Consider the following 12,243-nt stretch of genomic DNA (forward strand, 5'->3'; position numbering starts at 1 on the left):
GGATGGCTTATTCATGCGCCATGAGACGGCAGCGCGGTTGAATGTGTCAATAACTTTGGCAACCGTGGTTGTTTCGTCCGCGTAACTTCCTGGCAGTGCGGAAGCTAGGATCTGGGGCATGCCCCCGTCCACCGACCGCGCCCCCGCCGGCCGCCCCACCAGCGGCCCCGCATCCGCCGATCACGTGCCCGCCGTCCACACCCGGCGGTCCGCGGCGCACCCGGAGGAGCGGCTTCTCGACGATGTCGATCTCGACCTGGTCGCGGCGCTCCAACTCGCGCCCCGTACCCCGGTCAACGCCCTCGCGGAGGTGCTGGACAGCTCGCCCAGCACCGTCGCCCGGCGGCTCTCGCGGCTGCTGACGGAGCGGCTGCTGCGGGTGGTGGGCCGACTGGACTGGCCGCTGATCACCACGGAGAACCCGCGCCAGGTATGGATCACGTGCGAGCCGGGGCGCTCGCAGGAGGTCGCGCGGCGCCTCCTGGAACTGGCCGAGGTGCAGACGCTGCTGCTGACGACCGGCAGCGCCGACATCTACTGCACCGTCTATCCGCTGCTCGGGACCGACATCTTCGACCTGCTGACCCACCGGCTGCCCGGCATCCCGGGCGTGGTCTCCACCGAGTCCCAACTGGTCCTGCGCGCCCACACCGGAGGGCAGAGCTGGCGTCTCCACCGGCTCGACGACGAGCGGACCGAGCGGCTGCGCGAGCACGCCGTGCACGTCACCCAGGAGCGGCGCACCTCGCCCGACCAGCTCTCGGAGCTGGAGCGGCGCACACTGGAGCTGATGGTGGCCAACGGGCGGATACCGGCCGCCGACATCGCCCGCGAGCTGGATGTCAGCCGCTCGACGGCGTATCGCACCGCACAGTCACTGCTGGAGTGCGGCGCCCTCCAGCCCAGGGTCGAGATCGAGCCGACGCTGCTGGGCTACCCGCTCAACGCCCTGATGTCGCTGACCGTGCTTCCCCAGGCGATCCCCGCCCTGCTCGACACCCTGGGCAACCACCGCTCGGCCCGCCACGTGTCGATGGTGGCCGGCTCCTCCTCGGTGATCCACTACGGCGTCTTCCGCGACGAGGAGGACCTGGCCCACTTCATCACCACGGACCTCGGCGCCTTCCCGGAGGTCACGACGGTCAACACCTGCGTGGGCGTCCGCGTGCTGCGCCGCCACTGGACGGCCCGCGACGGCGTCCGCCTCGGAGACCGGGTGAACGGACTCCTGGCCCGCCGCGCGGAGTAATCCGCCCGACGGGCCAGGAGAAGTCGGTGCCCCCGAAGGGGCGCGGGGAACGGCGCGCTCAGCGCGTACGCTCCTGCTCAGCACCGGGCAACAACGAGCGGAGTCGCCCCGGGCAGCAACGAGGCGTTACGCCGGAGCCGGCGCCGAGCCCGCCTTGCTCTTGTCGGGGCCCCCATCCTCTGAGCCCTCCCCGGTGCCGGAGGCACCCTTGGCATCCTGCTCCTCCGGCATCTTGAGGAAGAAGGTCAGCACCATCGCGACCAGGTACAGGGCCAGGAAGACGATGGTCACGCCGCCCGCGCCGACCAGCGGGAGGAAGAGGCTGGCGATGGCGGGGCCGACGAACGTGGCGCCGCCCGCACCCAGGTTGAGCAGGGCCATCGAGCCGCCCTTGTTCTCCGGTGCCATGTTCGGGATGAGCGCGGAGATCGGGACGAAGCCGGCCAGCGTGGCGCCGTAGAGCATGCCCGCCAGTACGGCGACCCAGTAGTAGTCGGGGCCGAGCCAGGTCGGCACGAAGTAGAGCACCGTCACGCTGATCGCACAGCCCAGGGCGCCGAACGTGGCGATCGTCGTCCGCCAGCCGATCTTGTCGGAGACGGCGCCGAAGATCAGGTTGAAGAAGATGTTGGTGCCGTAGATGATCGCCAGCAGCTGGAGCCACTTGTCGGTGCCGAAGCCGACGTCGTCGGAGAAGATCCGGGGCAGGTAGACCAGCATGCCGAACTCGGGCGCGGTGTTGATGACCCGCACCAGGCAGCCGACCAGGACGCGCGGGTGGGTCCACACGATCGAGACGCTGTTGTAGAGGGACTCCTTGGTGGTGACCTCGGGCGGGGCGAGCCGCTCGCCGCCCGCCCGGTTGTGCGCGCCCACCAGTGCGATCGCGCCGCCGATGAGGATCAGGCCGAGGGCCGTCCACAGCGTGCCCATCTCGCCGAGCGCGGGGATGGTGAAGCTGGACCACAGGGAGCCGAGGGTGGGCAGGCCGCCGGTGAAGGCGAAGTAGAACCAGCCGACGGCGGTGCCCAGCCGGGCCTTCGGGGCGCTGCCGGTGATCCACACCAGGAAGCCGAAGGCGAAGAGCGGGTAGCCGAAGCCCCGGATGCCGTAGAGGATCAGCATCATCAGGTAGTTCTCGCTGCCCAGCGCGAAGAGCAGGTACAGGGCGTCGAAGACGGCCCAGATGGCGAGCCCCACCCACATCACCTTGCGCGGGCCCCACACCTGCGAGAGCGCGCCGGAGAACCAGGAGGCGAGCATCACGGCGATGCCGTAGACGGTGATGACGTAGCCGGCCTTCACATCGGTGCCCGCGCCGTGATCGGCCATATAGGGCGCGATGAAGCCGCTCTCCACGCCGTCGCCGACCATGAACAGCAGTACGCCGATGTAGCCGAGGACCAGGGGCTTGGGGAGCCCTATGCGATCGAGCAGCCCCTTCCCGCTCCCCGCGTCTGGCGTCGCTTGATCCGGCATCGCGGCCTCCACTCTGAGGTAACCATTTGGTGCACCGCAGATACTCAGCCGCCCTGCGATAAATATCAAGGGGTGTGTTAAAAGTAACCCGCTTCTTTGTTAAGCCGTGACGTCACGCCTCGCCGCCACCCGGTGACACCGGGAAGCGTCCCCGGCCCGGACCCCCGTCATTCCCGGCGTTCCCGGCCCGGCGGTCCCGGTGTTCCGGCGTATCGGCGGTCCCGGTGCCGCCTCGGCCCGGGGGTCCCGTCACGCCGCCGTGACCAGCCGGACGTCCGTCAGCTTGCGCATCTCCGTCAGTACGTCGTCCTCGACCGGTCCGGTCAGGACGACGTGGTCGAAGGAGCGCACCGGATCCAGCCGGTGCAGGGCGCTGCGGCCGACCTTGCTGTGGTCCATCAGCAGGACGCTCACCGAGCCCGCCTCACGCATCGCGCGCTTGATGGCGACCATCTCCTGCTCCTGGTGGTACGTCATCTCGCCGGTCATGGCGGAGGTGGAGACCAGGGTCAGGTCCACCGAGAAACTCTTGATCATCTCCAGCGCCGAGAGGCCGATCCACGAGTCGTGGGTGCGTGAGTACTCGCCGCCCACGCCGATCAGCCGCACGTCCTCCACGGCCCGCAGCTCCTCGGTGATCAGGCGGTAGTTGGTGACCACGGTCAGCGGCCCGACCTGCGGCAGGAGCTTCGCCAGTGCCAGGGCGGTGGTCGAGTCGTCGAGCATCAGCGACATCCCCGGCGAGACGAACTCCAGCGCGGCGCGGGCCAGCGCGCCCTTCTCGTCCGGGTGGGCGTGCAGCCGGAAGTCCGAGCTGGACTCGAAGACGGTGGAGGGCTGGGCCGAGACCCCGCCGTGGTATTTGCGCAGGATGCCCCGGTCGGCCAGCTCGGCGATGTCGCGGTGCACCGTCATCAGGCTGACGCCGGTCAGCTCGGTCAGCTCCGCCACGGAGGCGTCGCCCTTGGCCAGCACGTGATCGACGATGATCTGCTGGCGTTTCTGGCGCGTGGCGCGTGCGGTTCCCTGGGCGGTCATACGGACCATCCTGCACCGTGACGCCCCCGCCTCATGCGCCGGACCGGCCTGAGTCTCACACAACCGGTGTTTCTCGTATCAGGCCGTGAGTGACAGATAACAGGAGCAGTGTTAATTTGCAGGGAGCCGAACGTGAGGAGTACCGGCCGTGGCCGATGCAGTGGTGTTTGACATGGACGGAGTGCTCGTGGAGAGCGAGCACCTCTGGGAGGGGCTGTGGACCGCGTTCGCCGCAGACCGGGGCAAGCAGTGGGGCCCCGAGCAGACCCGCAGCTGCCAGGGGATGAGCGCGCCGGAGTGGGCCGCCTTCCTCACCGAGTTCGCCGGCGCGGGTGACAGCGCGGCCGACACCGAGCGCACCGTCGTGGACGGCATGATCAAGGCGCTGGAGGACGGCGAGATCGACCTGCTGCCCGGCGCCCGCGAGATGGTCACCGACGCCGCCTCGCTCGGCCCCATCGCGCTCGCCTCCTCCGCGCCCCGCCGGGTGATCGACGCGGTCCTCGCGCACCATGGAGTCGAACACCACTTCAAGGCGACCGTCTCCAGCGCCGAGGTGCCCCGGGGCAAGCCGAGCCCCGACGTCTACCTCGCCGCCGCCGAGAAGCTGGGCGTCCCCGCGGCGAACTGCCTGGCCGTCGAGGACTCCAGCAACGGGCTGCGCGCGGCTGCCGCCGCGGGCATGACGGTCGTGGCCATCCCCAACCCGACCTACCCGCCGGCCGAGGACGCGCTCGCCGGCGCCTCGTACTCGGCGTCCGACCACGACGCCGTACGCCGCTACCTGCTCTCCCAGCTCAAGGAAGGTGACCGGGCATGACGGGCCCGATTCAGGTCCTCGCCTCCGGCGACCACTTCATCGCCCCCCAGCTGTTCGTCGACGCGCTCCAGGCCGCGGCACCCGAGGCGGAGCTGGACTTCCGCACCCAGACCACGCCCTGGCCGCACACCCCCTTCGGCCCCGTGGGCAACGTCAAGGAGGCCAGCGGCACCGAGGACGAGCTGCTCGCCGCCCTCGGCGACGCCGAGATCGCCCTGATCCAGATGGCGCCCTTCACCGAGCGCGTCATCCAGGCGTCCCCGAACCTCAAGCTGATCGCCGTCGCGCGCGGCGGCCCCGTCAACGTCGATGTGGCCGCCGCCACCCGCGCGGGCATCCCCGTCACCTTCACCCCCGGCCGCAACGCCGCCGCAGCCGCCGAGTTCGCCCTCGGGCTGATGCTGGCCGCGCTGCGCCGCATCAACACCTCCGACGCCGAACTGAAGAAGGGCAACTGGCGCGGCGACTACTACGCCTACGAGAACGCCGGCATCGAGCTGGAGGGCACCACCGTCGGCCTCGTCGGCTACGGCGCCATCGGCTCCATCGTCGCCCGCGTGCTGCGCGCCTTCGGCTCCCGCGTGCTGGTCGCCGACCCCTACACCGACCCGGCCAAGGCCCAGGCCGACGGCGTCGAGCTGACCGGCCTGGACGACCTGCTGCGCCGCAGCTCCGTCGTCAGCCTGCACGCCCGCGTCACCCCCGAGACCCGGCACATGCTCAACGCCGACAACCTCAAGCTCCTCCCCGAGGGCGCCGTGCTCGTCAACTCCGCGCGCGGCGAACTCATGGACTACGCGCCGCTGCCCGAACTGCTGAAGACCGGCCGCCTGGGCGCGCTCGCCGTGGACGTCTACGACATCGAGCCGCCGCCCGCCGACTGGCCCCTGCACCAGGCGCCGAACGTCATCACCACCCCGCACCTGGCCGGTGCCACCCGCCAGACCGCCGACCGCGCCGCCGCCATCACCGCGGCCCAGGCGGCGGCCCATCTGCGCGGCGAGCGGCCCGAGTTCCTCGCGAACCCGGAGGTCTACGCGGCGGCGGAGGGGCGGGCCCCGGGACCCCGGTCATGATCGTCGGGGTCGATGTCGGCACCTCCGTCACCAAGGCCCAGCTCATCGCGCGCGACGGGCGCACCACCCCCGCGCACGAGGCCCGCTCCACCGTCTACACGCTCCCGGGCAACCGCGTGGAGCAGGACATGGACGAGGTCATCGGCACGGTCGTCACCGTCGTACGGGCCGCCGTCGCCGACGCCGCACAGCTCGATCCGGACGAGCCCATCGAGGCCCTCGCCCTGACCGGGCAGGGCGACGGGCTGTGGCTGCGCGACGCCCAGGGACGCCCCGTCGGCCGCGCCCTGTCCTGGATGGACGGCCGCGCCGCCGACGTCCTGGACCGGTGGACGGCGGACGGCATCACCCGCGAGGTGCACCGCCGCACCGGCTCCGGGATGTTCCCCGGCGCGGCGGCCCCGCTCCTCGCCCACCTCGCCGAACACGAGCCCGAGCGGCTCGCCGCCGCCGACGTGGCCGGATACTGCGTGGACACCATCGCGCAGCGCTTCACCGGAGAGCGCACCGTCGATGCCTCGGACGCCTCGCTGCCCTTCTTGAACGTGGCCACCCGCCGCTACGACGAGCAGGCACTGGAGCTGTGCGGGCTCACCCGGTGGCGCTCGCTGCTGGCCGAACCCGCGCCGCCCGGCACCCTGTTCGGGCTGCTGCCCAAGGTCGCCGCCGAACTCGGCCTGCCCGCCGGACTGCCCGTCAGCGCCGGCCCCTTCGACATCCCGGCCTGCGGCTTCGGCTCCGGGCTCAGCGAGGCCGGCCAGGGCAACCTCATCATCGGCACCACCCTGGCCTGCCAGGTCCTCAGCGCCGACCCCGCGCCGCCCGGCGACGAGGCGGCCGGCATGGTCCTGGCCACCCCCTACCCGGACCGCTACCTCAAGGTCATGCCCGCCATGATCGGCACCGCCGGACTGGACTGGCTGCTGAAGATGCTGGGCGTGCGCATCGAGGAACTGGACGCGCTGCTCGCCCAGTCGCCCTACGGCGCGGGCGGCGTCACCGCGCTGCCCTTCCTGTCCACCAGCGGCGAGCGCGCCCCCTTCGTGGACGCGCGCGCCCGGGGCCGCCTCGACGGCCTCTCCCCGCTGACCGGACGCGCCGACCTGGTGCGCGCCCTGTGCGAGTCCGTCGCCTACTCCGCGCGCCACTGCCTGGAGACCCTCGGCGTCTCCGCCGAGGTCACCGCCTGCGGCGGCGGCGCGCGCTCCGGCGAATGGGGCCGCGTCTTCGCCGGAGTGCTCGGCCGCGACCTGCACGTACGCGAGGACGCCGTCGGCATCCGGGGCGCGGCCCGCGTCGCCTTCACGGCGCTGGGGGCCGACGCCGAGGTGACCGGCGCACCGGCCCGCACGGTGCGGGCCGACCCCGAGGCCGTCGAGTTCTACGAGGCGGGCTACGCCGCGTACCTGCGTGCGCTCGCCGCCGCCCGCGAATCCTGGTGACCGCCGCATCCGGGGGGCGGGCCCGCCCCCCGGAGCCGCCGCTCCCCGAACACCCCCGGACCCGGGCCGGACGGCGCCGCCCCACCGGGGCTCGCCAAGGGCGGGACCGGAGCCGAAACAACTGGAGCCCTCCATGACCCGACTCTTCAACGACCCCTCCCGCTTCACCGACGACATGGTGAACGGATTCGCCGCAGCGCACCCCGAACACGTCCGGGCCGTCCACGGCGGAGTCGTCCGCGCCCAGCGCCCGGCGGCGGCGAAGGTCGCCGTGCTCACCGGCGGCGGCTCCGGCCACTACCCGGCCTTCTGCGGCGTGGTGGGCCCCGGCTTCGCCGACGGCTCGGTGATCGGGAACGTGTTCACCTCACCGTCCGCCGCGCAGGCCCACTCCGTGGCGAGGGAGGCCGAAAGCGGCGCCGGGGTCCTGTTCCTGTTCGGCAACTACGCCGGTGACGTCATGAACTTCGGCCAGGCAGCCCAGCGCCTCACCGGCGAGGGCATCGAAGCCCGCTGCTTCGCCGTCACCGACGACATCGCCAGCGCCCCCGCCGGCTCCGACGAGGAGCGGGCCAAACGGCGCGGCATAGCCGGCGGCTTCGTCGTCTTCAAGACCGCCTCGGCCGCCGCCGAGGAAGGCGCCGACCTGGCCGAGGTCGTCCGGATCGCCGAGCACACCAACGCCCGCACCCGCACCCTCGGCGTCGCCTTCGCCGGCTGCACCCTGCCCGGACAGCGCGAGCCCCTGTTCACCGTCCCGGAGGGCAGGCTCGGCCTGGGCCTGGGCATCCACGGCGAACCCGGCGTCAGCGAGAGCGAACTGACCAGCGCCGAGGACCTGGCCCGCACCCTGGTCGAGGGCCTGCTGGCCGAGCGCCCGGCGGACGCGGCGGGCAACCGGGTCGCCGTCCTCCTCAACGGCCTGGGCGCCACCAAGTACGAGGAGCTGTACGTCCTGTGGGCGACAGTCTCCCGGCTGCTGGCCGAAGCGGGCCTGGAGACGGTGCGCCCCGAGGTCGGCGAACTGGTCACCAGCCTCGACATGGCGGGCTGCTCCCTCACCCTCACCTGGCTGGACGACGAGCTGGAGCGGCTGTGGCTCGCCCCCGCCGACACCCCCTCCTACCGCAGGGGCGAGGTCGCCCCCCAGAACCCGGCCGTGGCGGAACGGGCCCCCGAGCCCCGATCCGCCACGGCCACCCGCACCGAGACACCCACCGCCACAGGCGGCGCCGTGGCCGTCTCCGCAGCGGCCGTCCGCGCGCTGCGCGCCGCCCACACCCTCCTGCACGACCAGGAGGAGCGGCTGGGCAAGCTCGACGCGGTCGCCGGGGACGGCGACCACGGGCGCGGCATGTGCAAGGGCGTGGACGCCGCGCTCGCCGCCGCCGAGCAGGCGGAGGACGCGGACGCGGCCCGCGCCGCGCTGCTCGCCGCCGCCGGTGACGCCTGGGCCGCCGAGGCGGGCGGCACCTCCGGCGCACTGTGGGGTGCCGGCCTGCGCGCCGCCGGTTCCGCGCTCCCCGCCGACCGGCCGGCCGAGCCCGCCGAACTGGCCGCCGCGGCCCGGGCCGCGCTGGAGGCCGTCACCTCGCTCGGCGGCGCCCGGCCCGGCGACAAGACGCTGGTCGATGCCCTCGACCCGTTCGTGACCGCCTTCGCCCGCAGCGTCGGCGAAGGGGCGGGCGCCGGGGCGGCGTTCGCCGCCGCCGCGGCCGAGGCCGGTACGGCGGCGGAGGCCACCGCGCGGCTGAGCCCCCGACTGGGCCGCGCCCGGCCGCTGGCCGAACGCAGCGTCGGCACCCCCGACCCGGGCGCCACCTCGCTGGCGATGGTCCTGACCGAGGCGGCCACGGCCCTGGCCACCGACGGCTGACCACTCGCCCCGCCACCCGCCTCTCTCGCTTCCCGCACCCCTCGCACCAGGAGGAACGCACCATGAGCAACACCCCCGCCCCCCGGCCCTTCCGTATCGTCGTGGGCAGCGACGACGCCGGACTCGACTACAAGGAAGCCCTCAAGCGCGACCTCAAGGACGACGCGCGCGTCGCGGAGGTCACCGATGTCGGAGTGGGCTCTGACGAGCACACCGCGTACCCGCACGTCGCGGTCGAGGCGGCCCGCCGGATCGCCGCGGGCGAGGCCGACCGGGCGCTGCTGATCTGCGGCACCGGCCTCGGCGTAGCCATCAGCGCCAACAAGGTCCCCGGCGTCCGCGCGGTGACCGCGCACGACAGCTACTCCGTACGCCGCTCGGTCCTCAGCAACAACGCCCAGGTCCTGTGCTTCGGCCAGCGCGTCATCGGCCTGGAACTGGCCAGGACCCTGCTGGACGACTGGCTGGACCAGCACTTCGACGAGACCTCGGCCTCGGCCGAGAAGGTCGCCGCGATCAGCGGGTACGAGCAGGGTTGTTAGAGCCAGGCGGTCTGTCCGGGGGTGCTGAGCACGGGGTGCCCCCGGGTGTGCTTCGCAGGGTGCGGGTGCGGGTGCTTGTGGGCTGAGCACGCAGTTCCTCGCGCCCCTTCGGGGCGTCGGCCCTCACCCGTAGAGGCGGGGCCAGCGGCGCCGGCCGGGGACGTTTTCGCGGACGGTGTAGTCCGCGTACATCACCGCCAGCGTCACCGCCCAGCCCGCGTGCACGACCCACTGCATCGCCGCCCGGTCCCTCCAGCCGACCGCCAGCAGCGCCACCGCGCACAGCAGGCACCAGGCGGCGGCCAGCGGTGCCGAGCGCACCTGCCAGGAGCGGCCCAGCAGTGCGCGCATCCCGCGCCAGGCGCCGCGGGGCAGCCGCCGCCAGGCGAGCACGCAGGTCAGCGTCCAGATACCGGCGATCCAGGCCAGCCCGTAGAGCCGCTGTCCCAGCTCCACGGGCAGGACCGCCGGGTCGTCCCCGGTGGGGAAGACCCGGGCCGCCAGCGTCGCCACCAGCAGGCTGAGCAGGGCGACCCAGCGGGTGCGGCACAGCATCCGGTGGTAGCTGTGGTGCAGTTCGTGGCGGGCGGCGGCGGACTGCGGTGACGCGGCGAGCGCGTCCGTGCCCGCCGAGATGACGTCGCTCAGGTGCGCCTGGCCCTCCTCGGCCTGACTGCGCACCAGGTCGGCGCGGACCCGGGTATCGGCCGGGTCGAGCCTGAGCACCTCCTGCCAGGCGGCGTGCGCGTCCTGTTTGCGGCCCCGCATCGACTGGACCTGCGCGACCTGTTCATGCGTCCCCGGGTTCTCCGGGTCCAGCTCCACCGCCCGCCCGGCGGCCTCCAGCGCTTCGCGCAGGTACGCCTCCTTCTCGGCCTTGGGCGTCTGGTCGGTCACCTGGCGGCGCAGCGCCTCGGACAGCGACCAGTGGCAGACCCAGGAGCCGGGATCCAGCCGTACGCACTCCCGGGCCGAGGCCAGGCCCCCGGCCAGATCCCCGTCGCCCAACTGACCATGCGTCAGCAGCCGGTGCGCGTAAGCCAGTTGCGGGGCGTAGTGCAAGGCGGACCGCGCGAGCAGCACGGTGGCGTGCGGCCTGCCCCAGGCGAGCTGGCAGCGGGCCATCTCGGCCCACACCATCGGGTTCTCCCCGTCCTCCTTCGACGCCTGGAAGAGCAGCGGCCACGCCTCTGCCGGGTGTCGCGCGTCGATCAGCAGTTCCGCCTTGGCCAGCAGCAGAGCGGCCCCGGAAAGCTCGCCGGCGCCGGATGTCACAGCAGTTTCCGCTTCTTGAGGTAGGCCAGCAGATCGTCGTAGGTGCCGCCCTCGTTGGCGTACAGGGCGACGTTCCGCGCGGTGGCGAACCACGCGTCGGTGGAGGGCCGCAGCTCCTTGGCGGCCCTGGTGAGGTCGGCCATGCCGATCATGCGGGGCTCACCGCTGCGCACGGAGTCCATGAGCGCGTACTCGGAGGCCGTCTCACACAGGTGCGCGAGGTCCGCGCCGGAGAACCCCTCGGTACGGCGCGCCAGCCGCTCCAGGTCCACCCCGGCGACCGGCCGCTCCCGCAGGTGGTAGTGGAGCACCGCGCGCCGCGCCTCGTCGTCGGGCGGCAGCACCAGCAAGGTGCGGTCGAGCCGCCCCGGGCGGCGCAGCGCGGAGTCCACGTCCCAGGGGTGGTTGGTGGCGGCGAGCACGAACACGCCCTCGTTGTCGCTGCCGACGCCGTCCAGTTCGGTCAGCAGCTGGTTGACGGTGTTGCGCATCCCGCCGTGCTGGATGCGGCTGCGCTTGCCGCCGAGCGCGTCCAGTTCGTCGAGGAAGACGACGCAGGGCGCGTTGCGGCGGGCCGTCTTGAAGATCGAGGAGAGGTTGCGCTCGGAGGCGCCGACCCACATGTCCAGCACATCGCTGAGCGCGACATTGAGGAAGCCGGCCCCCAGCTCACCCGCGACGGCCCGGGCCAGGAACGTCTTGCCGCAGCCGGGCGGCCCGTACAGCAGCAGCCCGCCGCGCAGGCTCTTGCCGTACAGCTTGCGCAGCTCCGGGTTGCGCAGCGGCGCCAGGAACGCGGCCTCCAGCCGCTCCTTGACCTCGCGCATCCCCCCGACGTCGGCCAGCCGCAGCCCGCCGGCCGACTCGACGTCCCAGGGCGAGGTCGCGCCCGGGTCGTCGTCCCCGCCGGCGGCCAGCGGCACCTCGGGCGTACCGGCCGCGCCGGACTCGTCGGGCGGGCCCGTCACAAAGCGCGGTTCGACGATGCCCGCGACCTCGTCCTCGGCCCGGTGCCAGTCGAAGCCGGGCTCGGGGGCATGAGGCGCCTGGCCGGACGACGGCGACGGCGCGGCGGCGGGCCCAGGGGGCGGCGGGCCGACCGCGCGGGTCATCATCGCGCGCGCTTGGACGTTGTTCGGGTCCCGCTGGAGGGCCGCCGCGGCCTCCACGATGGCCTCGCCGGCACGCCCGGCATCCAGCAGGAGCTGGGCCAGATGCAGCCGCAGCGGTACATCCTCCGGAGCGGCCTCGACCGCGCCGCGCAGACTCTGGATCAGCGGTGACTCATCGGACATGCCGTCACCCTAAAAGGGGACCCCGCCGAGTCGAACGGCGGTACGCCCGAAGGAACGCGGGGCGCCCGAAGGGGCGCGGGGAACGGCGCGCTCAGGGCATACGCACCCGCACCCTGCGAAGCACAGCCAGGGCCACCCCCGACCCAGCACA

Annotated in this window: 10 protein-coding genes; 6 read left to right on the plus strand and 4 right to left on the minus strand. The window is 72.9% G+C overall.

The window, feature by feature from the left end:
* The first annotated feature begins 118 nt into the window (after nucleotides 1–118).
* Nucleotides 119–1,249: an Lrp/AsnC family transcriptional regulator gene (locus ABD339_RS21370; RefSeq protein ID WP_344568013.1), complete on the plus strand. Its 1,131-nt coding sequence runs from the start codon at nucleotides 119–121 to the stop codon at nucleotides 1,247–1,249.
* A gap of 126 nt (nucleotides 1,250–1,375) precedes the next feature.
* On the opposite strand, the gene ABD339_RS21375 is transcribed toward ABD339_RS21370, so the two are convergent.
* Together ABD339_RS21375 and ABD339_RS21380 are read right to left on the minus strand one after the other, a co-directional pair.
* Nucleotides 1,376–2,728 (minus strand): MFS transporter, encoded by a 1,353-nt coding sequence (locus ABD339_RS21375; protein ID WP_344568014.1) that lies wholly within the window; start codon nucleotides 2,726–2,728, stop codon nucleotides 1,376–1,378.
* 249 nt (nucleotides 2,729–2,977) lie between these two features.
* Nucleotides 2,978–3,766 carry a DeoR/GlpR family DNA-binding transcription regulator gene (locus tag ABD339_RS21380; RefSeq protein WP_344568015.1) on the minus strand — a complete coding sequence of 263 codons (789 nt, stop codon included), beginning with the start codon at nucleotides 3,764–3,766 and terminating at the stop codon, nucleotides 2,978–2,980.
* A 148-nt stretch (nucleotides 3,767–3,914) separates the two neighbouring features.
* On the opposite strand from ABD339_RS21380, the gene ABD339_RS21385 reads away from it, so the two are divergent.
* The 5 genes from ABD339_RS21385 (at nucleotide 3,915) to ABD339_RS21405 (ending at nucleotide 9,522) form a co-directional block, all read left to right on the plus strand.
* Nucleotides 3,915–4,586 carry an HAD family hydrolase gene (locus tag ABD339_RS21385; protein ID WP_344568016.1) on the plus strand — a complete coding sequence of 224 codons (672 nt, stop codon included), beginning with the start codon at nucleotides 3,915–3,917 and terminating at the stop codon, nucleotides 4,584–4,586.
* Nucleotides 4,583–5,662 carry a 2-hydroxyacid dehydrogenase gene (locus tag ABD339_RS21390; RefSeq protein WP_344568017.1) on the plus strand — a complete coding sequence of 360 codons (1,080 nt, stop codon included), beginning with the start codon at nucleotides 4,583–4,585 and terminating at the stop codon, nucleotides 5,660–5,662. Before ABD339_RS21385 ends, ABD339_RS21390 begins: the two co-directional genes overlap by 4 nt.
* The gene (locus ABD339_RS21395; RefSeq protein ID WP_344568018.1) at nucleotides 5,659–7,104 is read left to right on the plus strand and encodes an FGGY family carbohydrate kinase; all 1,446 of its coding nucleotides are present in this window, start codon (nucleotides 5,659–5,661) and stop codon (nucleotides 7,102–7,104) included. Before ABD339_RS21390 ends, ABD339_RS21395 begins: the two co-directional genes overlap by 4 nt.
* A 133-nt stretch (nucleotides 7,105–7,237) precedes the next feature.
* Nucleotides 7,238–8,980 carry a dihydroxyacetone kinase family protein gene (locus ABD339_RS21400; RefSeq protein WP_344568019.1) on the plus strand — a complete coding sequence of 581 codons (1,743 nt, stop codon included), beginning with the start codon at nucleotides 7,238–7,240 and terminating at the stop codon, nucleotides 8,978–8,980.
* Between the two features lie 62 nt (nucleotides 8,981–9,042).
* The gene (locus ABD339_RS21405) at nucleotides 9,043–9,522 is read left to right on the plus strand and encodes a ribose-5-phosphate isomerase (RefSeq protein ID WP_344568020.1); all 480 of its coding nucleotides are present in this window, start codon (nucleotides 9,043–9,045) and stop codon (nucleotides 9,520–9,522) included.
* A 123-nt stretch (nucleotides 9,523–9,645) separates the two neighbouring features.
* Here ABD339_RS21405 and ABD339_RS21410 read toward each other — a convergent pair whose 3' ends face one another.
* Nucleotides 9,646–10,797 (minus strand): tetratricopeptide repeat protein, encoded by a 1,152-nt coding sequence (locus tag ABD339_RS21410; protein WP_344568021.1) that lies wholly within the window; start codon nucleotides 10,795–10,797, stop codon nucleotides 9,646–9,648.
* Nucleotides 10,794–12,092 carry an ATP-binding protein gene (locus tag ABD339_RS21415; RefSeq protein WP_344568022.1) on the minus strand — a complete coding sequence of 433 codons (1,299 nt, stop codon included), beginning with the start codon at nucleotides 12,090–12,092 and terminating at the stop codon, nucleotides 10,794–10,796. The genes ABD339_RS21410 and ABD339_RS21415 overlap by 4 nt, the downstream gene beginning before the upstream one ends.
* Between the last annotated feature and the right edge of the window lie 151 nt (nucleotides 12,093–12,243).

Origin of the sequence: Streptomyces axinellae (assembly GCF_039532135.1) — a bacterium.
Taxonomy (GTDB): domain Bacteria; phylum Actinomycetota; class Actinomycetes; order Streptomycetales; family Streptomycetaceae; genus Streptomyces; species Streptomyces axinellae.